This window comes from Rhizobium sp. USDA 3886, assembly GCF_056279785.1.
In genome coordinates this window covers 60,250-81,340 of the sequence record NZ_JBWCDC010000001.1, presented here as the reverse complement: position 1 = coordinate 81,340, position 21,091 = coordinate 60,250, and the positions used below count along the sequence as shown (strand labels likewise).

Here is a 21,091-nt window from a genome sequence, read left to right as displayed (position 1 = left end):
GGATCCGGATCGCGTATCGGCGATTGCAGATGCCGGGGGAAGTCCAGCCGGTATTCCCAGCACTCCATCGAACTCGACGGCTCGGTAAATCGCGCGTGTCCGGAATGGGAGGCGTTCTGCAGGTATCTGTCGATGTCAGCACGATGAGCTCATCAGAAAAAGTTCGATGAAAGTCGGTTCGACCCGGGCTCGCATGTCTGTCCTTTCCCTTGCCCCAATTCTAGTGGAAGCCCCGGCCGGATCTGGCGGCGGCGCCACTCCAATGCCAGCTCTCAGATCATGCCGCGCTTGAAGATTGCGTGTGCCTTAGGCGCACGCCCCGTCCGCCGCCGCTACTGACAGCGTTCTCGTTAATCAGCTCGACACCGGCCCGGTCGAACGCCTCGACGACCTTGATCAGCGAGTCGATCATAGACGCCGGTCCAGAAGGATCGCATCGTAAACATTTTGGCGCGTTAATTCGATTGCGTCAGCGAGATGCATTGTATGTGTCTGTGACGATGCCGTGTTTGCTCAGCGCCACCGACAGCGCATTGACCAGTTCCCTCTCGTCCTCGATTAACAGAAGCCTCAATACGTCGCCTCGCCCTCGCGTCCCTCCCTTGTCTGCCGCGAAGGTTGCAACAGCATTACGGGGACGGAAGGATGTTCAGGCAATGTTGCTGCGATTGTGATGCCTAGAAAACAAGATCCGGATTTCGTCGTCGACGATGGCACACGCCAACGCCTCGAAAAACAGCGAAGCTGCTTAAGTGTCTTTTCATAACTAAACCTTATCGCAATGATCGGAAAATCCAACTTAAATTAATGAACCTGCTTGGGTATAGTGCCTGAAGCGGAGATGAGATGCAGCCACCGTCACACGCGGCCCATATAATGGTCACTGATGGTGCGTAGCTTGTTGACGTCCAGACTATCCAGGCGCGCCGGACGCCCTGAACTCGTTTGCTTCAGGGCGGTCTTCCTCTGGATGGCCCAATTCAAGTGATCACAAGGAAGAAAAATATGGATTCAAAAGTCGATACTGCGGGCAAGTGTCCAGTCGTGCATACGCACACGGCCCATGGCGGTAGGTCGAACCGGGACTGGTGGCCGAACCAGCTGAACCTCAGGATCCTCCATCAGAACTCCTCCCTGTCCGATCCCATGGGCAAAGGATTCGACTACGCCGAGGAGTTCAAGAAGCTCGACCTGGAGGCGCTGAAGAAGGATCTCCTCGCGCTGATGACCGATTCGCAGGACTGGTGGCCGGCCGATTTCGGTCACTACGGCCCACTTTTCATCCGCATGGCATGGCACAGTGCAGGCACCTACCGTACCGGCGACGGCCGCGGCGGTGCGGGAGCCGGTCAGCAGCGTTTCGCACCACTCAACAGCTGGCCGGATAACGTCAATCTTGACAAGGCACGCCGACTGCTCTGGCCGATCAAGCAGAAATACGGCAACAAGATCTCTTGGGCCGACCTGATGATCCTCACCGGCAATGTTGCCCTGGAGTCGATGGGCTTCAAGACGTTCGGCTTCGCCGGCGGCCGCCCGGATGTCTGGGAGCCCGAAGAAGACGTTTATTGGGGCGCCGAGGCTACCTGGCTTGCAGACAAGCGTTACTCCGGCGAACGAGATCTCGAAACTCCCCTCGCCGCCGTGCAGATGGGTCTGATCTACGTCAATCCGGAAGGGCCGAACGGCAACCCCGATCCTCTTGCCGCCGCCAGGGATATTCGTGAGACCTTCTCCCGTATGGCCATGAATGACGAAGAGACCGTCGCCCTTATTGCGGGCGGACATACCTTCGGCAAGACCCACGGCGCAGGCGATGCCTCGCATGTTGGCATTGAACCCGAGGGGGCCGGCATCGAGGAGCAGGGCCTCGGCTGGACGAGCAGCTTCGGAACCGGCAAGGGCGGCGACACTATCGGCAGCGGCCTGGAAGTCATCTGGACCACGACACCGACGAAGTGGAGCAACAACTTCTTCTGGAACCTGTTCGGTTACGAATGGGAACTGACGAAGAGCCCGGCCGGTGCGCATCAGTGGACGCCAAAGCATGGTGCCGGTGCCGGTACAGTACCGGACGCGCACGACAAGTCCAGGCGTCACGCGCCGTCCATGCTGACCACGGACCTTGCGCTCCGCTTCGACCCTGCCTACGAAAAGATTGCCCGGCGCTTCTTCGAAAATCCGGATCAGTTCGCAGATGCGTTTGCCCGCGCCTGGTTCAAGCTGACCCATCGCGACATGGGCCCGCGCGCGCGCTATCTCGGCCCGGAAGTTCCGGCGGAAGAACTGATCTGGCAGGATCCCCTCCCCGCGATTGACCACGTCCTGATCGACGCACAGGATGTCGCCAATCTCAAGGGCAGTATCCTCGCATCGGGACTGTCAATCTCCCAGCTGGTCTCGACCGCCTGGGCCTCGGCATCCACCTTCCGCAGCTCCGACAAGCGCGGAGGTGCAAACGGCGCGCGCATCCGCCTCGCACCTCAGAAGGATTGGGAGGTCAACCAGCCAGACCAGCTGGCGATCGTGTTCGATACGCTTGAACGGATTCAGAAGGCGTTCAACGACGCCCAGTCCGGCGGAAAGAAAGTGTCGCTCGCCGATCTCATCGTGCTCGGCGGCGCAGCAGCCATCGAGAAGGCGGCGGCGAACGGCGGTCATCACATCGAAGTTCCGTTCACGCCCGGCCGCACCGACGCGACGCAGGAGCAGACCGATGTGGACTCCTTTGCCGTACTCGAACCGATCGCCGATGGGTTCCGCAACTATCAGAAGGGCGAATATTCCATTTCGCCCGAGGAGTTGCTGATCGACAAGGCGCAACTGCTGGCGCTGACAGCGCCGGAAATGACAGTTCTCGTCGGCGGCCTACGCGTTTTGAACGCCAATGCCGGACAATCCCAGCACGGTGTCTTCACCACGCGCCCTGAAACGCTCACCAACGATTTCTTCGTCAACCTGCTCGACATGGGCACGGTTTGGAAGGCGGCACCGGAATCGAAGTATGTATTCGAGGGACGCGATCGCAATACGGATGACATGAAGTGGACCGGCACCCGTGTCGATCTCGTCTTCGGTTCGAACTCCCAACTGCGAGCGCTCGCCGAGGTCTACGGTCAGAGTGACACGCAAGAGAAGTTCGTGCGCGACTTTGTGGCGGCCTGGACGAAGGTGATGAACGCCGATCGCTTCGATCTCGCCGCCTGAGGTGGATAGGCACACGGGCGCAGCTGAGATCCAGCTGCGCCCGGTCGCCTTTCCTGTCAGCCGTTCAAGAACCGAGCCAAAGCTGGAGCGGATGAAACAGTGGAAGTCAGCGGTCGAACAGGTCTTGCCACTGCTTCTCGCCGATCAGACAATCGGTGGTTGGCTCGACGCCAGCAATTTTCCGTACCGTGGCCGGCGGGGTAAGGCCGCTGATCTCCATGACCAGCTTACGGCGCACGGCAACGGCAAAATCCTCGATCTTGTGAACCGGCAGCACGAAGGAGCCGGGCCCACCGATCACGCAATCTGCATAATACTCGTCGAGCCTGCTCTCAGATGGCCTCAGCATAATCGCGAGGCCGTTGATGACGACGCCTGCTTTCATCGCCTTGTCTCGGCTGGGCGTGACCGGTTCGCCGGAATTGTTTGGGCCGTCCCCGGAAACATCGATCACCTCCCGCACGCCGCTATAGGGGCTTGAGGCGATCATCATCGTGCCTTGGGCGATGGCGGTGGAGATCGACGTGCGGCGCTGCGTGTTGATCGGCCGTGCTTCGAGCTTGCCGGCGAATTCGACCGCATCCTGCTGCGTCTCGATTACCTCCCAATCGATCACGGAACCAGGCACCACATAGCCTGCCCATTCGAAATAGCTTATGGCGACGCGGCCGGTGAGACCGTTCTTTACCGCGTCGATGAATTCCTTGTGCTTGAGCGCTTCGACATAACCCTCACGCTGGATGCGAATTTCCTCATAGTCCATGGACCGGGAGGTATCGACGGCGAGGACGAGCTCAACATCGACCTCGCCTCCTGCCGCTTGCGCCATCGTCGCGGCGGCGCCAGAGAGGCTCATGAGCACAGCGAGTGTCGTAAGCATCGGCAACCCAATCACTGCGTTATTCAAACCATAAGAAAACTGTAACACAGCTTGGTCCGGGAGTGACCTTCCGCCGCGCGCATCCTTTCAACTTTCAGTGATAGAGGGAACCACCGCGATGGGCAGAATAGCTTGTCAGTTCGCCCTCAGCCTGATTTCCCACCCTCAGCCGGCAGGGCGCACGCCGAGCAACTCCTCCACCTGCATGGCGAGCCGATCAGGATCGGAACCCACCGTGCGAAGACGGAGCTCAGGATTCTCCGGCGGCTCGTAGGGGGAGCTGATTCCAGTGAAGTTTTTGATCTCGCCGGTGATCGCGCGCTTATAGAGCCCCTTCGGATCGCGCCTGGCGCATTCCTCTATCGGTGTGTCGATGAATACTTCGAAGAAGTCGCCTTTTTCCATCATCGCGCGTGCGAGCTGGCGCTCGGCGCGAAAAGGCGAGATGAAGGAGACGAGCACAATTAATCCGGCATCGGCCATTAGCTTGGCCACTTCCGCAACGCGCCGGATGTTTTCGACGCGGTCTTCAGTGGTGAAGCCAAGATCGCGGTTGAGGCCATGGCGAATATTGTCGCCATCCAGCACGTAGGTGTAACGGCCTTTACCGTGGAGCAGCTTCTCGAGGCTATTTGCAACAGTCGACTTGCCAGAGCCTGAAAGCCCGGTGAACCATACGACCGCAGGCCGCTGGTTCATCAGGACGGCACGCGACCCGCGATTGATCTCAAGAGCCTGCCAGCGAATATTTTCCGCTCGACACATATTGGCATCGATGGTCCGATTGGTCATCCGGTCGATCAGAATGAAATTGCCGGTGATGCGATTGCCGCGATGGCTGTCGAAGGCGATTGGCGGGTCACGGGCGCTCCTATGCGAGGGTGCGAGGCGGGCCTTGCGGCCCGCACACGGACGACCTTGTTACGATCCGGTTCTAGGCTCGATCGGCTCCCAGATGCTTATTCTGCGGGTCTCGGGCATCAGGAAGAGGGCGAGCAGGAAGCATACGGCAGGAACCGCGATCGGGTAGATCAGCGCGTAGCCGATGCTGCCGGTGGCCGCGAACGCCGCCGAGGTGATGAACGGCACCAATCCGCCGCCCCAGCCATTGCCGATGTGATACGGCACCGATACCGACGTGTACCGGATCCTGCCGGGGAAGTATTCCGCCAGGAACGCTCCGACCGGGCCATATACCATCCCGACATAGCAAACGAGGATGAAGATGATGAAGATCGCGACCGGGAAGTTGATGTTGTCAGGCTGCGTGACTGTTCCCAGCCACAAATACAGCGGATAGTACGTGATCGCGGCGAGCAGCATGCCTCCGAGAATCACTGGCTTGCGGCCGATAATGTCTGACAGCCAGCCAAAAAAGATCAGACTCGGCGTTGCAATGAGCAGCGCAGCTCCCACGATGTAGGACGAGGTCAGCGAGTCCACCTTGGAAACCTGCTGCAGGAAGTACAAAGCCCAAAACTGGCCGCTGTACCAGACCACTCCTTGCCCGATCAGCACGATGGTCGCGATCCCGACATATTGGATGTTGGCACTGAGGAAGGCTTCCTTCCAGGGATTTCGGGTCATCTGTCCCTTAGCCTTGATCTCCTGGAAGATCGGTGTCTCCCGGAGCTGAAGCCGGATATAGATTGCAATGGCTACCAGCAGGAAGGATACCAGGAACGGAATGCGCCACGCCCATTCGTCGAAGACCTCATTGCCGAAATACGTGCGCGTCGCGATGATCACGGCCAGCGACACCACGATCCCGAGAGTTGGAGAGGTCTGAAGCCAACCTGTGTAGTAGCCGCGGCGTTCGTCGGGGACATGCTCGGCGACGTAGGTGATGGCCCCGCCATACTCGCCGCCCAGGCACAAGCCCTGGACCATCCGCAGGCCGAAGAGGAGGAATGCGGCGGTCAGCCCGATCGCCTGATAGCTCGGTATCAAGCCGATGGCGCCTGTGCCCAACCCCATGCCGGTGAGCGTGATGAGGAACGTGTATTTGCGGCCGACCCGGTCGCCCATCCAGCCGAAGAGGAACGCCCCCAAGGGGCGGATCAGGAATCCTGCGGTGAACAGCGCAATCGTACTCAGCAGAGCTGCGACCGGGTTGGATTGCTCAAAGAACTTCACCGAAAGCACGGCGGCCAAGCTTCCGAAGATATAGAAGTCATACCATTCGATGATGTTTCCTACCGACGCGGCAATGATCACACGGCGGAAATCCGTTGGGACTTGAGTGGGCATGTTTTCGTCCTCCCATTTAACATCGCCCCCCAATTTTTGTACTTTAGCACGAAAATAGCCCAAAACCGAACGAACCTACTCTTCAGTCGCCGCCGCAAGGTACCGGCGAATGACCAACGTCAGTTCGCCGGTTCGACTGGCGTCTCGGTGACGATCGTCACAGTTGTCGTTTCCGTGGCTGCCGGCTCCTCAACGGTATCCACGATCTCCGGCTCGGGGAGCGTTTCGCGAATCTCATCGATCTTGCCGACGGCCGGCCCCACGCCAAGGATTTCCTTGGCTTCTGCAAGGGCATCGTCGCTCACGACGCCTCCCTTCGTGAAGCCGGCAAGAGCCTCGCGCAGCGCCTCATCGCTCAGTTCGGGATCCGTCGGAACCACATCCGGCCCGCTTACCTTTTCGAATTCCGCATATGCCATCACATAGTCGGCAACAGGGGCCAGCCGCGGGTCGTTGGAATTCATGTAGGCGTGATAATTGCGGTTCAACGAACTCAGGCCAGCCGTATCTGATTTGGCATTCCTCAGACTTGCCTTTGCAGCATTGCCGGCCTTCACGGGCTTACCCGCCTTTACGGCCTTGCTGGGTTTCTTGTCATGAAAGAAAAGCGATTCGAGCGTCGGCGTGCTTGCAGTCCCAGTCTTGGAACTCGCCTTCGAATGCGCGTTCCCAGACTTGCCATGGTTCGAACCGGCGCTGCCATGGCTGCCTCCGTTGCCATTCCCATTGCCGTTGCCATTCCCACCCCCGGAATTGCCGTTGCCATTTCCGCCCTTGGCGAAGGCCACATCCGATATTCCCAGCGAGGCGCCCGCCAGTGGAGCGACTGTCATGGCGAGCGCGAGGATGCTCCGGCCGACAAGTTTCCTGATAGGCATGTGATTGTCTCCTTGTTGAAGCAGCGATGCAAATCGCGGTCGCCGCAGATGAGCGGCATCAGTGGGGCGACAATAGCTTGCGCAGCGGCGCGATTCCATGATCCTCAGACCAATGCCGCGGCGGTTAGGACTTAAGTCCGATGGAGGGATTCCAAACGTCTGATAGTCGGGGCAGGAAGAGCTCGCCATTGACCGCCGCAGCGGAGACGGTAGGCTGTCTGCCAGATCGAAACGGGTCGCCCATATTATGCGACCAATCCCCGAGAATACTCGTGCGTCGGCCCAACCTGATTTCAAAGTGGAATTCGCAGTCGCTGGCCAAGCAGTTCCTGGTCATTGGCGGCGTCGTCTCGATCGTGGCGATGCTCCTGGTCGGGGCGTTCGTGACACGTATGATCGAAGACGCCGTTACACGCAATTCTGCCGCAACGACCGCCCTTTACGTGGACAGCGTCGTTGCTCCGCTGCTGCCTGACATGCAGACGAGCGAGGCGCTTGACGACACGGTCGCGAGAGCTCTGGACGAGACGCTCGGGCAAGGTGCGCTCGGAGACCGGCTTTTGTCATTCCGTTTGTGGCGCTCGGACGGAACCGTTCTCTATTCGAACGACAAGGCCATGGTCGGGAAAAGGTTCCCGCTTAGCGATGAACTCAAGACGGCCTTTGCCGGCAAGATGGCGGCGCAATTCAACGACCTCGATGATGTCGAGGACGAGACAGAACGCCTGGCCGGAAAACCGCTTTTGGAGATCTATAACCCTGTCCTTCAGCCCTGGTCGGGACAGGTGGTCGCCGTCTCCGAGTTTTACGAGATTGCCAACGACTTCCAGCACAGCCTGAACCGGGCCCGGCTTCACACGTGGCTCGCCGTGGCAGGCTTTACGCTCGTGTTCTTTGCCACGCTATCTGCGATTGTTCTAAGGGGCAGCCGGACGATCGAAAATCAGCGTCACGCGTTAAGACAGCGGATTGACGATCTGTCCGCCCTGCTCGCCCAGAACGAGGCTCTCCGGGAGCGTGTCCAGCGCGCGTCCGAGCGTGTCACGGCGTTGAACGAGAGCCATCTGCGGCGCATCGGCGCTGATCTTCACGATGGCCCGGCCCAGCTTATAGCCTATGCGTCGCTTCGGCTGGATAGTCGCACGGTCGTCGGCTCACCGACCTCTCCGGCCAGGCGCGAGCAGGAGATCGCGTCCATCAAGGCAAGCCTCGACGAGGCCATGCACGAAATCCGCACGATTTGCAGCGGTCTGGTCTTGCCGCAGATCGAGGCTGCGAGTCTTTCGGAAATATTGGAGCGGAGTGTTCACGCGCATCGGCAGAGAACCGGAACGGTGGTCGACTTGGTCACATCCAGCACATCTGTTTGTCTGTCGCCGTCTGCGAAGATATGCGTCTACCGTTTCGTCCAGGAGGCGCTGAATAACGCTCATCGTCACGGCGGCGGTGGTCAGCACGTTATTCAACGCCTGGAGGGAAAGTGCGTCACTGTGGAGGTTGCAGACGATGGGCCGGGTTTCAATCCTGACGACGTCGGGCCTACCAGCCTTGGGCTTGCGGGCCTCAGGGAACGCGTTGAAAGTCTTGGCGGTACGTTCGAGATCATATCCGCGGCGCCAGGCACGATCGTCAGAATGACACTGAATACTGAGGAGACCGAGCAAGTATGAGCGAAAAGATACGGGTCGCGGTTATCGACGATCATCCGCTGTTTAGAGAGGGCGTAACGAGGAGCTTGTCGGAGATCGACGGCTTCGAGGTGGTTGCCGAAGGCGGATCGAGGGATGACGCGTTGCGAATTGCAGAGAACCTGCAGCCTGACGTCATACTCATCGACATTTCCATGCCCGGCGGGGGACTGAATGCGATTGATCCGATCCTTGAAGTATCACCGTCGCAGAAGATCATTATGTTGACGGTCTCTGAAGCCAACGACGACGTTACCGGCGCCTTGAAAGCGGGGGCGAAAGGTTATGTTCTCAAGGGCGTCGGCTCCAGGGCGCTTGCCGACATCATCCGTACGGTGGCTGCGGGGGAAGGATATGTCGCGCCGACGCTGTCCGCCAAGTTGCTTCACAATCCACCCCCGTCTTCTGATGCTGACGCAATTGCGGCGCTTACCGCACGCGAGCACGAAGTTCTGAGCCTCGTCGCGACAGGACTTAGCAATAAGGAGGTGGCCAGAAAGCTCGACCTGCACGAGAAAACGATCAAGCATCACATGACACAGGTCATGGCGAAACTTGACGTCAATAACAGGACCGAGGCGGCGATGGTCCTTCGCGATGCCGTTGATCGAAAGCTGGTCAGGGACTGAACGACCGAAGCCGCTTTACATCATCAAAGGTGGCGCGCCGATTGACGATCGTGCGTCCTTTCGCGTCCTTCATGACGTAGCGTCCCCTTTTGATCTCCTCGCTCATTCCATCGACGTGACGCACTTCGAGCGAGGAGTTGTCGTCATCGCTTGTCGTAGCTGATGCACCAGAGTTCTTTCCGGAAGAGCCGTTGCCGCTGTTCCCGTTGCCGCTGCTGTTTCCATTCCCTCCGCCGTTGCCTCCGCCGTTGCCTCCGCCATTGCCATTGCCTCCGCCGTTGCCACCGCCATTCCCGTTGTTTCCACCCTTGGCCAGAGCAGACTGGGCGGTCACGTCGAATGCGGATCCGGATATTTCGATCTTGTAGGGAAGAACCGAAAGGGAAGCGCCGACCGAAGCCCAACACAAGATGGCTAGAAAATTCCGACGCGTAGTCATCGCTGTTACCTGACGCGGGTCAGCACCCACATCCTTTGTGATAATTAAAGGGCGCACTTGGAGCAATGGCGGACATTCGGCTCGAGACGGCGGGCAAAACCTGCTGAGCAAATTTACATGCAGCCAAGATTCGAAGCCGAAAAAGTCCAGCCCAAGCTCCATGAGATTGCTCATGACGGATGCTGGCCGTCAACCCTCGATGCGCCAGATTGAAGATGATCAGACCTTTCCCATGGGTGGGATCAGACTTTCGTCCGCTAGCGTTAAGACTAAGGTCCGAGGACAGACGAAGACTTGGAGGGCATGATCAACCCACGAGAGATATGTGTTCGCGTACTCTCGTTTTTTCATGAAATTTAGGTCGGTGTTCCGGAGACCGCAATGATCCCTCAATGGCAGGTGTTTCTGAACCGAGTCCGTCCCCCGGGCGCGGTTGCAAGTTTCTCGGCTGCTGCGTTCGAACTTGCGATCGCAATCAACCTCCGTCTCGCCCTGAGACTCATCAAACCCACAGCGGAGTGTCTTGCCAGGATCGATGAGGTCTATGAGTGCGCAAAAGCCTACGGCGAGTTGCGGGAAGCCGGTTCAGCGTTTACCGTCAATGCGGAAAGAAAGTTGGCTGAGGCTTTAAAATTGCTGACGGCCGAAATGCGGGCGTGTGATCCTGAACGCAGGGCCGATGACATTCTTGTAGGGCGAACGTTGAGAGAGAAACTTGCCGATTCATTGAGCCAAATATAGGCCGAGCGCACGGATCGGTAGGCACGATATAGCCCTCCCGTGTTCGAGCTTTTTATGGATTGTATTGTGATCAGTGGTCGCCTTTGACGGCGTCCTACTGCTTCCGGGAGACGTGTTCCGGTTTTCCTTTGGTCTTGGTCGCGGCGAACTCCTCGAGCTGTTTCTCGCTCATGGAGTCAACCATCTGCTTGGACGCCCCCTTAAGCTCGCTTTTCGGTATTTCGCCTCGCTTTGCTGCGAGAGCTGCTCCAGCCGCCTTCTGCTGTGCTTTCGATTTTGCTGGCATGTCGGTTTCTCCCTTCCACGCTCAACTCCCGCCGGGAAGGATAGTTCCTGAGCCAGGTCGACCAGACGCCAGACTGAGCTCGACCATGCCGGCTTGGTTGCTCGCGGAAACGCTTTACGGACGTTCCGGCTGGCCGCTTTCGGCGGCGGCGAGAATGGCATCAATGAGGCGGTGAACCTTTAGCGCCTCGCGCCCGGTCACGCGCGGCGCGCCTCCATGCTCGATAGCGTCGAGGAAATCGGCAAGCACGGCGCGGTGATGGTCGTGCGGGAAGGCCATAGGATCGGCGCCGGCACCGCCGGCTGCTTCGTCTTCGATTGAAATTTCGGTTCCATCGTGGAAGGAAGCGGCAAGACTTCGCCCGCCGAGGCGGGCCATGCCGCGGGTGCCGATGACGTCGATCTCGTCCGGATAGCCGGGGTAGGCGCAGGTGGTGGCGCTCACCGTCCCGATTGCTCCGCTTGCGAAGCGGATGGCCGCCATTGCCAGATCTTCCGTCTCCATGCGGTGCACCTTGCTGGTTGCCGCATAGGCTCTGACCTCCTCCGGAAGGCCGGCGAGCGAAACCAGAAGGTCAAGTGTGTGGATGGCCTGGGTGAGAAGCACGCCGCCGCCATCACGAGCCCGAGTGCCGCGTCCCGGCTGGTCATAATAGCTTTGCGGCCGCCAGTTGTGGAGGCGCGCCGAAGCGCTGGCGATCTCGCCGAGGCGCCCTTCATTGATCAATCCCGCAAATGCCATGCTAACCGGACGAAAGCGATGCTGAAGTACGATGCTAAGCTTTATCCCGGCATGCTCCGCCACCTCGACCAGCGCCCGCGCCCGCTCCTGCGTGATCTCCAGCGGCTTTTCGAGAAGCACGTGCTTGTGTGCTTCGGCTGCTCGCTGTACCAGTTCGAGGTGCGTATTGGGCGGCGTCAGGATCATGACCGCAACTATCGACGGGTCGCTGAATATCGTTTCGGCGTCGTCGCAGGTCAAAAAACCGTAGGTCTCTGAAAATGCTTTCCGCCTCGCAGGCGTCGGGCTGAAGGCGGCAGCGACCTCCACTCTGTCCTTAAGATCGAGCAGCCCTTTGGCATGCGGCGCTGCGGCCATGCCGAGACCGATCAACCCGATGCGCAATTTTGCCATCTCAGTCCCTCCGTCAGCCCTTCAATCGATCAACGCAGGAATGCCCGCATTCACCTGCTTGTCAATGTTGCGTTGTCGCCTCGTCTGCATGTTCCCTCCTTGTTTTTCTGCCGTACGGGCCGCAAGAATTCATCATACAAGTACATAGGTTTTGTATGTTGACATTACATCTTGCTGGCCCTAGCCATAGAGGGCCGGTTGGAGGAGCGGCTTCCTAATTCGCGCAACTACTCAATCGTGCCGGACCACCAGTGTCTGGTCGTGGACTATCGCCAGAAGGAGGCAAAGCGTGCAGGGGGACTTTTCCTTTGGACTCGCAAAGCAGGCGTACCGGCTCTGAAAAATTAATCGTCATGCAAATCGGGAGGAGAGCATGAAAAACTTTGTTAAACTGGCGGCGGGTCTTATGGTTGCCGCCTCGTTCATGAGCAGCGCGGCCAGCGCTCAAACGGTCCTGAAATCGTCCGATACTCATCCGGATGGCTATCCGACCGTCGAGGGCGTCAAGTATTTCGGCGAGCTGGTGAAGGAGCGCACGGGCGGCCGCTACGCCGTCGAAGTCTACCATTCCGCGCAGCTTGGCGAGGAGAAGGACACGATCGAGCAGGTGCGTTCGGGCGTGATCGAGCTGAACCGCATCTCGATGGCGCCGTTCAACGGGACGGTGAAGGAAACCATCGTGCCGGCGCTGCCCTATATCTTCCGTTCAGAAGAACACATGCACAAGGTCATGGACGGCGCGATCGGCGACCAGATCAAGAAGGCGTTCGAACCGGCCGGCCTCGTGGTGCTGGCATATTATGACGCAGGCGCACGCTCTTTCTATAACAAGACGAAGCCGATCACCTCGGTTGCCGACATGAAGGGCCTGAAGTTCCGCGTTATCCAGTCCGACATCTTCGTCGACATGGTGGCGGCCCTCGGCGCCAACGCCACGCCAATGCCCTATGGCGAAGTCTACTCGGGGATCGAAACAGGCGTCATCGACGGCGCGGAAAACAACTTCCCGAGCTACGACACCGCCAAGCACGCCGAAGTTGCGAAGAACTACTCTCTCGACGAGCACACGATCCTGCCGGAGGTGTTCGTCATGAACAAGGCCGCTTTCGACAAGCTGACGCCGGAGGATCAGGAGGTCTTCAAGCAGGCAGCCAAGGACAGTGTCGCAAAGCAGCGCGAGCTCTGGGCAGCCAAGGTCGCTGAATCGCGTGCCAATGTCGAAAAACTCGGCGCGCAGATCACCATGCCGGACAAGCAGGGGTTCATCGACGCCATGTCCCCGGTTTACGAGAAGCACGTCACCAACGACGTGCTGAAGAAGATGGTCGAGGATGTAAAAGCGGTGCAGTAGCCGCACCTTGCCTCCCTTTTTTGCGGGAGGCGGCGTCAGCTACCGGGGTGGCGGTTATCTCCACCCCGGTTCATCTGCCGTTTCGCGCAAATCTTCATCGATCCTCCCATAAGGGAGAGTGAACGCCCAAATTCGACGAGGCCCTTATGTCGAACAACCTGACACCCGTCACCAATTTCCTGACGCGCCTGAGCAACGCCGCCCTGTGGCTCGCCGGCGCCGGCCTGGTGCTGATGACAGCCTTCGTCGCCTGGCAGGTATTTTGCCGTTACGTGCTGAACGACTCGCCGAGTTGGACGGAGCCGGGCTCGGTCATGCTGATGAGTTGGTTCATCTTCCTCGGCGCCGCCATCGGCATCCGGGAGAACAACCATCTTGGTTTCGACGTGCTGCTCTACGTGCTGCCGAAATCCGGCAAGCGCGTCCTGCGCATGATCTCGGACGTGGTCATTCTGGCCTTCGGCGCCGGCATGATTTGGTACGGCGGTGCGCTCATGAGCCTGACCTGGAACACCACCTTGCCGTCGCTGGGTATTTCCGGCGCGTTCGACTATCTGCCGCTCGCCGGCGGCGGCGTGCTTGCCGTGATCTTCTCGCTGGAGCGCATCGTGCTTCGTCTCGCCGGCGAACCGATCGACGATGCGCTGGATGAGATTTTGCCCGCCGAGATCGCCGTCGAGATCGAAAACATCAATGCCGACCCGAACGTCAAATTGAAAGTGTAGTGCGATGGAACTCTGGATCCTATTCGGTGTCTTCACCACCCTGATGCTGATAGGCACGCCGATCGCCTTCTGCCTCGGGGTTGCCAGCTTCGGAACGGTGGTCTACATGGGCCTGCCGCCGCTGGTCGTCTTCCAGCGGCTCAATTCCGGCATGAGCGTGTTTTCGCTGCTCGCCATCCCCTTCTTCATCTACGCCGGCGACTTGATGGTACGCGGCGGCATCGCGAGCCGCATTGTTGCCTTCGCCGCGTCCCTGGTCGGCCACGTGCGCGGCGGTCTCGGCCAGGTCAACATCGTCACCGCGACGCTGTTCGGCGGCATTTCCGGTTCGGCGGTGGCAGAAGCCGCAGCCGTCGGCGGCCTGATGATCCCGCAGATGAAGCAGCGCGGCTATGGCGCAGACTATGCGGTCAACGTGACCTCGATGGCGGCGCTGATCGCGCTGCTCCTGCCGCCCTCCCACAACATGATCATCTATTCGATCTCCGCCGGCGGCAAGATCTCCATCGCCGACCTGTTCACCGCCGGCATACTACCCGGCATCTTGCTCGCAGTTGCACTCATGGTGACCGCCTACATCGTCGCGCGCTCGCGCGGCTACCCGACGGAGCCGTTCCCCGGCTTTGCCGTGGCGGCGCATCTGCTCGCTGTCGCGCTGCCCGGGCTTCTGCTGATCGCCATCATCTTCGGCGGGGTGAGGTCCGGCATCTTCACGGCGACGGAAAGCTCGTGCATCGCTGTGCTCTACGCGCTGCTGATAACCTTCTTCGTCTACCGGCAGATGAGCTGGAAAGACTTCGTCCACGCCACGCAAGGCGCCGTGCGCACGACGGCAATGGTGCTTTTGATCATTGGCACCGCCGCCGCCTTCTCCTGGCTGATGGCCTTCCTCAAGGTGCCGGCCTCGTTGGTGGCCTGGATGAAGACCGTCGCCGACGATCCACTGACGGTTCTGATGCTGCTCAATGTCCTGATGCTTTTGCTCGGCACGTTCATGGACATGGGACCGACCATCATCATCTGCACGCCGATCTTCCTGCCGGTGGCGCAGGCCTACGGCGTCGATCCGGTGCATTTCGGCGTGATCATGATCCTGAATTTCGGCATCGGGCTGAACACGCCTCCAGTCGGCGCCGTGCAATTCGTGGCTTGTGCGGTCGGCAAGATTTCCGTCTGGGAGGCTATGCGCTCGATCTGGCCGTTCTACGGCGCCGGCCTGGTGGTGCTCGGACTGGTCACCTACATCCCGGCAATTTCGCTGTGGCTGCCGGCTGTGTTCAAATAGGAGAGCGACATGGCGGCCGATATAGCCGTTGATTTGAGGGTCGAGCGAAGGCCGAAACTCTCCGAAAGCGTGGTTTCGGCCATCCGTGCTCAGGTCTTGTCCGGGGAATACGCGCCCGGCCAGAAGCTACCAACGGAGAGCCGGATGGGCGAGCTCTTCGGCGTCAGCCGCACCGTTGTCCGCGAGGCGATTGCGACCCTTGCCGCCGATGGACTTGTCGAGGCGCGGCAAGGCGCCGGCGTCTTCGTCAAGGACCATCCGACGATTGCTTTCGGTTCGATCACCCTCGATGTCGGCAACAAGATCTCCCATGCGCTTAACGTGATCGAGGTGCGCATGGGACTGGAGATCGAGAGCGCGGGGCTTGCCGCACTGCGGCGCAACGCCGCTCAGGAGGCGCAGATCCAGGAAGCTTTCTTCGAATTCGACCGGCTGCTTGAGCGCGGCGAGGCAACGGGCAAGAGCGACTTCGCTTTCCACCGCACAATTGCGGCCGCCACTAATAATTCCTACTACGTAGAAGTTCTCGATGCGCTCGGCATGCGGGCGATCCCCTGCGACGTCGCTTCCCCTTGGGGTACAGACAGCATGCTATCGCGTAACTATCAGGAAGGCCTGCAACGAGAGCATCTGGCAATCCTGAAGGCGATTTCTGCCAATAACCCGGAAGCCGCCCGCGCCGCCATGCGTGCTCACCTGACCGCCAGCCAAGAACGCTATCGCGCCCTGCTGAGCGGCCAACAGGCCAAATGGATTTCAGGAACGACCAAGCGCAAGGGCTGATCTCCTTTTCCTCCAACCCGATAGCAACCGGTGTTGGCAAGAGCCACGTTGTGACCCGAAGTAAAGTAGCGAGACCTTAGCGTGGAACGGAAGCTCGCTGCGATCATGGCCGGCGACATCGCCGGATATAGCTGCCTTATGGCCGAGGACGAGGCTGCGACCTAGGAAAGCTGCGTTCAGTTTTCGATGATGTCATCAAACCGTCGGTCGAGCGCCACGGTGGCCGGATTTTCAAGAGCGCCGGCGACGGGTTCCTTGCCGCATTCCCAAGCACGAATGAGGTCCTTGATGCGGCTATCGGTATCCAGCTCGGCTTTGCGGAAAGACCTTTCGCGGCTTGAATCCATGGCCGAGCCTAGCAGCATATTTGTGAGCGCCGCGGTCGTCCGTAGCGCCGACCGCGGTCGTGGTGTTGCCGACGCCTCCCAGCGACCGACCCGCATTGCTGGCGGGTCGCGGGGATGTGGCGGAAGCCCAGGTTGCAAATGGCGCGATTGATGCAGACAAAACCTGAATTTTCGCTGGCCTCCGAACGCAAGCATCGGCGCTTGGAGATTCCCCCTTGATGGACCAGTTCCTGCAGGAACTTGCCCGCACCAACGCTCCGGAAACCGCTGCGCGTTCGGGCGGTATCGAACGAAACGCCACATGAGCGCGCGGTACCTGCTCCTCGCGTTTTTCTGTGTCTCCTGGATCGATGAGAAATTAACCCAAGCTTTGAATCCGCTTGCGCCCGTGCAGGATTCCAGTGAGTGTAACTTGCCGACAGGTCATGAGGTGGGCCATGGACAATGCGCAATGGGTTCAGCCGGTAATGATTGTCTGCAAGAAAAGCGGACAGCTCTACACCATTACAAATACGCGGGAGGCCCTCGATATGCTTCTCCGGTATTGGCCTGTGTCCGATGGCAAAGCATTTTTCGATGCCATGGAAGTATGCATCGGCGTAGCTGACGGAAGAACGTCAAAAGAGCAGGCAAGGCAGGCCTTCATCGATGCCGCTCGCGAGGCGCACATTCCCGTCGAAATCCCTGACATCATCCAAGTGAGAGCCTGATTTCCGTTCCATTCTAAGCAGCTAGAGTGTCGTACGTTGCAGATCGAGCCAAGGCGTTTGACAGTGCGTCAAACGTTCGTGCAGCGGTACCTGCGGCCGTGGAACGCTGGCGACGCGGGCCTGGCCGCCGCGGCGGCATCTTGCGTGGCGGAACTCTAAACGAGAAGAGCAACAGCACGCTGCGCGTCGACCTCGCGCGCCCGTCCGGCATGCTGCTTGCGACTCTGACGGCCTCACTGCCGCTGCTATTCGGTCTGGCTGCTTGAGGCGTGAGCGAGGGTTGATATCTTTGACAGACGCAGGTTGACGACGTTGCCTCCGACGAGTTCATCGAACTGCTCTTTCGAAAGAGGCCGAGACAGCAGATACCCTTGAAGATGATCGCAGCCGAGTTCCTTCAACGCCACGCGCTGGTCCTCGGTTTCAACGCCCTCGGCCGTCGTCTTCAAGCCCTTGGCGCGCGCCAATCCGATCATCGCTTCGACGATGGCCTGCCCCTCCTCTTCCCTTCCGAACCGGTCGACAAAGCTCTTGTCGATCTTGATACGGTCGACCTTGACGTTCTGAAGGCGTCCAAACGAGGAGAACCCCGTTCCGAAGTCGTCGAGCGCGAAGTGGACGCCAGCCGATCGAAGCGTCTCGATGTTTCGCTGGCACTGTCCTCCGCTGTCAAGGAGCGTACCTTCCGTAATCTCGATTTCGATCTGTTCTGGGTTGATGCCGTAGTGATTTAGCATCGACATCACCTTGAGCGGGTAGCCGTCGCCCCGGAGTTCCTTCGGGGACGCATTCATTGCGATCTTGAGCGCCGGCCAGCGCTGCGCGGCGAGGCACGTCTCCCTCAGGACGAACTCTCCAAGCGAGTTCATGAGCCCGCATTCTTCCGCAATCGGTATGAACACGTCCGGACCGACGCTGCCGCGGATCGGGTCATGCCAGCGCAGGAGCGCCTCAGCACCGCAGAGCGCACCGTTGTCCGCCGCATAGACGGGCTGGAAATGAAGCTCCAGTCCTTCTCCTTCGGCTACGGCCCGCCGCAAATCGTATTCGATTTCGCGGCGCGTCTGGAGGAGCTCCTCCATATGAGCGCCGAAGATCGCGTAGCAGTTTCGGCCGGCGCCTTTGGCATTATACAGCGCGATATCAGCCTTTCTCGTTAGCTCCGAAGCGGCCATTCCGCTCTCGGCGATAGCCACCCCGATGCTCGCGCCGATGCTGATCGGGCCTCCGTCTATCTCGAAGGGGCGCCCCATCGCTTCAAGGATATGCTCACAGACGGCGGCCACGTTCTCCTCGCAGACGTTCTTCAGGACGACGGTAAACTCATCGCCACCGAGGCGCGCTACAAGGCTTCCGGAACAGACATCGTGCAGGCGGCCGGCAACCGCCACTAGGAGAGCGTCGCCCGCCGCATGGCCAAGCATGTCGTTCACCTGCTTGAAACGGTCCAGGTCGATGAACAGCACTGCGGTGGACTGTCCAGGTACGGAGGAGGCGAACGACTGAGAAAGGTGCCTTTGGAACTCGGAACGGTTCACCAGTCCGGTGAGGCCGTCGTGCGCGGCTAGGTGCTCCAGTTCGGCTCTGCTGCGCTGCAAGCGGCGGCTTCGTAGCAGCACCGCTCCTCCCATAGCGTTCATGGCAGCGAAGACGGCGATACCGGCGATGGCGACCGTTGGGCCGACGCTGTCCGCCACGGCGGCGCCTGGTGCGAACGGTCGCCAGGAAAAATATCCGAAGTCGCTTCCGGTCGCGTTCTTCAACTTCGCATAGGACCGGCCGTCGTCGTTGCTTCGCGCCCATGTGAAGCGGAGATCGTCGAACATATATTCCTGCTCCATGCCGGATAGGAAATTGCCATCGAGGTAGCGTACGGCGACGTGAAGATTTACGCGCGCAGGATCCTGTTCTATATCGCCGGAATCCGACACTATGGGTTTCACGCTGACGACTGACGGATGGCCATTGACGAGGGCCAGCTCGCTTTCGCCGATGCTAAGGACTTGGTCGGAGACGCCATTCTGGTCGCCTATGACCAGCCTCCTCCGGAGCTTCTGGGCCAGCGGAAGAACTATGTCATGCATCTGCCGGAAGGCTTCTTTGGGGTCGGCTTCGTCACTGGCGAAGGCGTAGATTGCACGCCCGTCCGGAGCGACCACGAACGCCCGCTCGTGCTGGAAGTAAGTGAACATCCACTTGCCGAGGTTCATCTCCATCCAGTCCTGATCACCAGCGGCAACCTTGTGCACTGCGTCGTCCCATACCGTCACGCTTTCCTGATCGTGGGCCACGCCCTCCTGCAGCTTCGCAACCACGATTTCCGCAAGATGCCGCTGCCGTCCAATGGCCGCCTCGTCGGTAGCTCCCGTTGCGACCCCGATCATAATCGCGAGCGCCGCCCAGATGGACGCCGACGCGGCAGCAGGAAGGATGAGGAGAAGGAAGACCGCGCGAAGCCGGGGATGTTTCATGTGTCGCATGCCCTTTTCATGAGAACATGCTTAATTCCAGAACGTTAAGCTCCACCTAAGAAACCTCAGATTTACGCGACGCCTCCACAGCGCACTCCGAGGCGATGAACTGGACGCGGAATATGGCTGCGTGCCCTTGGAAGTGGAGTTCACGCAAGCGCCTATGGATGCAGGCACTGTCAAGATGGCCGTCTTGAACGACACCTGCGGGAACTTGATCCAGTTGATCGAGATGACTGGAGCGGGGTGAACACAGCGATCAGTTCCCCCCTAAAAGCGATTGCTTTTGCGCCTTGGCAAGCACTCTATCGAGGTCTAGCATACGACCAAAATCTATGGATAGTTCGATGACCTCAAGCTTCAACATCCACGATGCAGCCGGCTATGAGCAACTCATGGGTCGCTGGAGCCAAAAACTCGCGCCCATGTTCATCGATTTCGCGGGGCTTGCCGACGGCGAAAAGATTCTCGATGTCGGCTGCGGCACCGGCAGCCTGACCTTCGCGCTCGCCAGGACCGCCGATCTCGGCGAGATCGCCGCGATCGATTATTCTCCCGTCTTTGTCGAGGAAACAATCCGGCGCAACACCGACCCGCGCATAAAGGTCCGGCAAGCGGACGCCTGCGCCCTCCCTTTCGATGACGGCACGTTCGACCGCGCCTTGGCGCTGCTCGTCCTCCACTTCGTACCCGAGGCCGGTAAGGCCGTCGCTGAGATGCGTCGCGTCGTCCGGCCGGGCGGCATCGTCGCAGCGGCCGTATGGGATCATCTCGGCGGCATGCCCGGCATGCGCATGATGGTCGACACGGTGGCGGCTCTCAGCGACGGCGGGCGCCAGCTGCGCGCCCGCTATTGCTTCCAACCGATGATGCAACCGGGCGAAATGAAACGGACTTTTGTCGAGCAGGGTCTCGTAAACGTCACGGAAACCCAGCTGATGATCCGCATGGACTATCAAAACTTTGACGACTACTGGACACCGATTGGCGCTGGCGAAGGGCCGCTCGGCAAATATGTGGCCACGCTCGACGCCGCGGAACGGGTGCGCACCGAGGCTGCCGTGCGCGACGCCTACGAGGCCGGCCAGCCCGACGGCCGGAGATCTTTTGCGAACGTCGCCTGGGCCTGCCAAGGTATCGTTCCCTGACCGGATGGCCGGCGGAGCGCGGGAATGCTTCCCACGGTTCTGCGCTGGAACAGTTCGTCCGACTCGCGGCCACCGAATGCAATATCGATCTTGAAACGTCACCACGTCGGCGTCTCGATTTGCGCTTATCGCCGGAACA

The 21,091-nt window shown here is 59.7% G+C and carries 18 protein-coding genes and 3 pseudogenes; 11 read left to right on the top strand and 10 right to left on the bottom strand.

The window, feature by feature from the left end; all coding sequences use genetic code 11:
* Nucleotides 1-277: 277 nt before the first annotated feature.
* Both ACZ9BX_RS00435 and ACZ9BX_RS00430 read right to left on the bottom strand, forming a co-directional pair.
* Nucleotides 278-412, bottom strand: a complete 135-nt coding sequence (locus ACZ9BX_RS00435) for a hypothetical protein (protein WP_476214930.1) — start codon at nt 410-412, stop codon at nt 278-280.
* Nucleotides 412-574 (bottom strand): annotated as a pseudogene (locus ACZ9BX_RS00430) (DNA-binding response regulator); the annotation flags it as partial. The gene ACZ9BX_RS00435 and the pseudogene ACZ9BX_RS00430, both read right to left, overlap by 1 nt.
* A 431-nt stretch (nt 575-1,005) precedes the next feature.
* On the opposite strand from ACZ9BX_RS00430, the gene katG reads away from it, so the two are divergent.
* Nucleotides 1,006-3,207, top strand: coding sequence for a catalase/peroxidase HPI (katG, locus tag ACZ9BX_RS00425; protein WP_476214928.1), 2,202 nt, complete (start codon nt 1,006-1,008; stop codon nt 3,205-3,207).
* A 106-nt stretch (nt 3,208-3,313) separates the two neighbouring features.
* On the opposite strand, the gene ACZ9BX_RS00420 is transcribed toward katG, so the two are convergent.
* The 4 genes and pseudogenes from ACZ9BX_RS00420 to ACZ9BX_RS00405 all read right to left on the bottom strand — a co-directional run bounded on the left by ACZ9BX_RS00420 (nt 3,314) and on the right by ACZ9BX_RS00405 (nt 7,215).
* Nucleotides 3,314-4,087, bottom strand: coding sequence for a DUF1194 domain-containing protein (locus ACZ9BX_RS00420; RefSeq protein ID WP_476214925.1), 774 nt, complete (start codon nt 4,085-4,087; stop codon nt 3,314-3,316).
* Nucleotides 4,088-4,252: 165 nt separating this feature from the next.
* Nucleotides 4,253-4,942 (bottom strand): annotated as a pseudogene (gene cysC, locus ACZ9BX_RS00415) (adenylyl-sulfate kinase); the annotation flags it as partial.
* Between the two features lie 66 nt (nt 4,943-5,008).
* Nucleotides 5,009-6,337, bottom strand: coding sequence for an MFS transporter (locus tag ACZ9BX_RS00410; RefSeq protein WP_476214923.1), 1,329 nt, complete (start codon nt 6,335-6,337; stop codon nt 5,009-5,011).
* A 119-nt stretch (nt 6,338-6,456) separates the two neighbouring features.
* Nucleotides 6,457-7,215: a hypothetical protein gene (locus ACZ9BX_RS00405; RefSeq protein ID WP_476214921.1), complete on the bottom strand. Its 759-nt coding sequence runs from the start codon at nt 7,213-7,215 to the stop codon at nt 6,457-6,459.
* Nucleotides 7,216-7,487: 272 nt separating this feature from the next.
* Between ACZ9BX_RS00405 and ACZ9BX_RS00400 the strand changes: the two genes are divergently transcribed.
* Nucleotides 7,488-8,885 (top strand): sensor histidine kinase, encoded by a 1,398-nt coding sequence (locus ACZ9BX_RS00400; protein ID WP_476214919.1) that lies wholly within the window; start codon nt 7,488-7,490, stop codon nt 8,883-8,885.
* Complete coding sequence (locus ACZ9BX_RS00395; RefSeq protein WP_476214917.1) at nt 8,882-9,532, top strand: response regulator; 651 nt, start codon at nt 8,882-8,884, stop codon at nt 9,530-9,532. Before ACZ9BX_RS00400 ends, ACZ9BX_RS00395 begins: the two co-directional genes overlap by 4 nt.
* Here the strand turns inward: ACZ9BX_RS00395 and ACZ9BX_RS00390 are convergent.
* Nucleotides 9,522-9,971 carry a hypothetical protein gene (locus tag ACZ9BX_RS00390; RefSeq protein WP_476219851.1) on the bottom strand — a complete coding sequence of 150 codons (450 nt, stop codon included), beginning with the start codon at nt 9,969-9,971 and terminating at the stop codon, nt 9,522-9,524. The genes ACZ9BX_RS00395 and ACZ9BX_RS00390 overlap by 11 nt on opposite strands.
* A gap of 381 nt (nt 9,972-10,352) precedes the next feature.
* Here ACZ9BX_RS00390 and ACZ9BX_RS00385 point away from each other — a divergent pair, with 381 nt between their 5' ends.
* On the top strand, nt 10,353-10,712 hold the full coding sequence (locus tag ACZ9BX_RS00385) for a hypothetical protein (RefSeq protein ID WP_476214915.1): 360 nt from the start codon (nt 10,353-10,355) through the stop codon (nt 10,710-10,712).
* 94 nt (nt 10,713-10,806) lie between these two features.
* Here ACZ9BX_RS00385 and ACZ9BX_RS00380 read toward each other — a convergent pair whose 3' ends face one another.
* Together ACZ9BX_RS00380 and ACZ9BX_RS00375 are read right to left on the bottom strand one after the other, a co-directional pair.
* A complete protein-coding gene (locus ACZ9BX_RS00380; RefSeq protein WP_476214913.1) occupies nt 10,807-10,998 on the bottom strand; it encodes a DUF3008 family protein in 192 nt (63 codons plus the stop codon).
* Nucleotides 10,999-11,112: 114 nt separating this feature from the next.
* Nucleotides 11,113-12,132, bottom strand: a complete 1,020-nt coding sequence (locus ACZ9BX_RS00375) for a Gfo/Idh/MocA family protein (protein ID WP_476214911.1) — start codon at nt 12,130-12,132, stop codon at nt 11,113-11,115.
* A 373-nt stretch (nt 12,133-12,505) separates the two neighbouring features.
* Here ACZ9BX_RS00375 and ACZ9BX_RS00370 point away from each other — a divergent pair, with 373 nt between their 5' ends.
* The 6 genes and pseudogenes from ACZ9BX_RS00370 (at nt 12,506) to ACZ9BX_RS00345 (ending at nt 17,333) form a co-directional block, all read left to right on the top strand.
* Nucleotides 12,506-13,483 carry a TRAP transporter substrate-binding protein gene (locus tag ACZ9BX_RS00370; RefSeq protein WP_476214909.1) on the top strand — a complete coding sequence of 326 codons (978 nt, stop codon included), beginning with the start codon at nt 12,506-12,508 and terminating at the stop codon, nt 13,481-13,483.
* Nucleotides 13,484-13,629: 146 nt separating this feature from the next.
* The gene (locus tag ACZ9BX_RS00365) at nt 13,630-14,208 is read left to right on the top strand and encodes a TRAP transporter small permease (RefSeq protein ID WP_476214907.1); all 579 of its coding nucleotides are present in this window, start codon (nt 13,630-13,632) and stop codon (nt 14,206-14,208) included.
* Nucleotides 14,209-14,212: 4 nt separating this feature from the next.
* On the top strand, nt 14,213-15,493 hold the full coding sequence (locus ACZ9BX_RS00360) for a TRAP transporter large permease (protein WP_476214905.1): 1,281 nt from the start codon (nt 14,213-14,215) through the stop codon (nt 15,491-15,493).
* 9 nt (nt 15,494-15,502) lie between these two features.
* Entirely contained in the window at nt 15,503-16,276 is a 774-nt protein-coding gene (locus tag ACZ9BX_RS00355) for a FadR/GntR family transcriptional regulator (RefSeq protein ID WP_476214904.1), read from the top strand.
* A gap of 81 nt (nt 16,277-16,357) precedes the next feature.
* A pseudogene (locus ACZ9BX_RS00350) lies at nt 16,358-16,684 on the top strand (adenylate/guanylate cyclase domain-containing protein); the annotation flags it as partial.
* 376 nt (nt 16,685-17,060) lie between these two features.
* On the top strand, nt 17,061-17,333 hold the full coding sequence (locus ACZ9BX_RS00345; RefSeq protein ID WP_027510065.1) for a DUF982 domain-containing protein: 273 nt from the start codon (nt 17,061-17,063) through the stop codon (nt 17,331-17,333).
* A 245-nt stretch (nt 17,334-17,578) separates the two neighbouring features.
* Here ACZ9BX_RS00345 and ACZ9BX_RS00340 read toward each other — a convergent pair whose 3' ends face one another.
* Nucleotides 17,579-19,813 (bottom strand): putative bifunctional diguanylate cyclase/phosphodiesterase, encoded by a 2,235-nt coding sequence (locus ACZ9BX_RS00340; RefSeq protein WP_476214901.1) that lies wholly within the window; start codon nt 19,811-19,813, stop codon nt 17,579-17,581.
* 338 nt (nt 19,814-20,151) lie between these two features.
* Here ACZ9BX_RS00340 and ACZ9BX_RS00335 point away from each other — a divergent pair, with 338 nt between their 5' ends.
* Entirely contained in the window at nt 20,152-20,952 is an 801-nt protein-coding gene (locus ACZ9BX_RS00335; protein ID WP_476214899.1) for a class I SAM-dependent methyltransferase, read from the top strand.
* The last annotated feature ends 139 nt before the right edge of the window (nt 20,953-21,091 follow it).

Coding starts and splice junctions, on each gene's coding strand:
- ACZ9BX_RS00420 (WP_476214925.1), bottom strand. CDS start 4,087: ATGCTTACGACACTCGCTGTGCTCATGAGCCTCTCTGGCGCCGCCGCG.
- ACZ9BX_RS00365 (WP_476214907.1), top strand. CDS start 13,630: ATGTCGAACAACCTGACACCCGTCACCAATTTCCTGACGCGCCTGAGC.
- katG (WP_476214928.1), top strand. CDS start 1,006: ATGGATTCAAAAGTCGATACTGCGGGCAAGTGTCCAGTCGTGCATACG.
- ACZ9BX_RS00385 (WP_476214915.1), top strand. CDS start 10,353: ATGATCCCTCAATGGCAGGTGTTTCTGAACCGAGTCCGTCCCCCGGGC.
- ACZ9BX_RS00390 (WP_476219851.1), bottom strand. CDS start 9,971: ATGACTACGCGTCGGAATTTTCTAGCCATCTTGTGTTGGGCTTCGGTC.
- ACZ9BX_RS00375 (WP_476214911.1), bottom strand. CDS start 12,132: ATGGCAAAATTGCGCATCGGGTTGATCGGTCTCGGCATGGCCGCAGCG.
- ACZ9BX_RS00410 (WP_476214923.1), bottom strand. CDS start 6,337: ATGCCCACTCAAGTCCCAACGGATTTCCGCCGTGTGATCATTGCCGCG.
- ACZ9BX_RS00435 (WP_476214930.1), bottom strand. CDS start 412: ATGATCGACTCGCTGATCAAGGTCGTCGAGGCGTTCGACCGGGCCGGT.
- ACZ9BX_RS00370 (WP_476214909.1), top strand. CDS start 12,506: ATGAAAAACTTTGTTAAACTGGCGGCGGGTCTTATGGTTGCCGCCTCG.
- ACZ9BX_RS00360 (WP_476214905.1), top strand. CDS start 14,213: ATGGAACTCTGGATCCTATTCGGTGTCTTCACCACCCTGATGCTGATA.
- ACZ9BX_RS00345 (WP_027510065.1), top strand. CDS start 17,061: ATGGACAATGCGCAATGGGTTCAGCCGGTAATGATTGTCTGCAAGAAA.
- ACZ9BX_RS00335 (WP_476214899.1), top strand. CDS start 20,152: ATGACCTCAAGCTTCAACATCCACGATGCAGCCGGCTATGAGCAACTC.
- ACZ9BX_RS00340 (WP_476214901.1), bottom strand. CDS start 19,813: ATGCGACACATGAAACATCCCCGGCTTCGCGCGGTCTTCCTTCTCCTC.
- ACZ9BX_RS00395 (WP_476214917.1), top strand. CDS start 8,882: ATGAGCGAAAAGATACGGGTCGCGGTTATCGACGATCATCCGCTGTTT.
- ACZ9BX_RS00405 (WP_476214921.1), bottom strand. CDS start 7,215: ATGCCTATCAGGAAACTTGTCGGCCGGAGCATCCTCGCGCTCGCCATG.
- ACZ9BX_RS00380 (WP_476214913.1), bottom strand. CDS start 10,998: ATGCCAGCAAAATCGAAAGCACAGCAGAAGGCGGCTGGAGCAGCTCTC.
- ACZ9BX_RS00355 (WP_476214904.1), top strand. CDS start 15,503: ATGGCGGCCGATATAGCCGTTGATTTGAGGGTCGAGCGAAGGCCGAAA.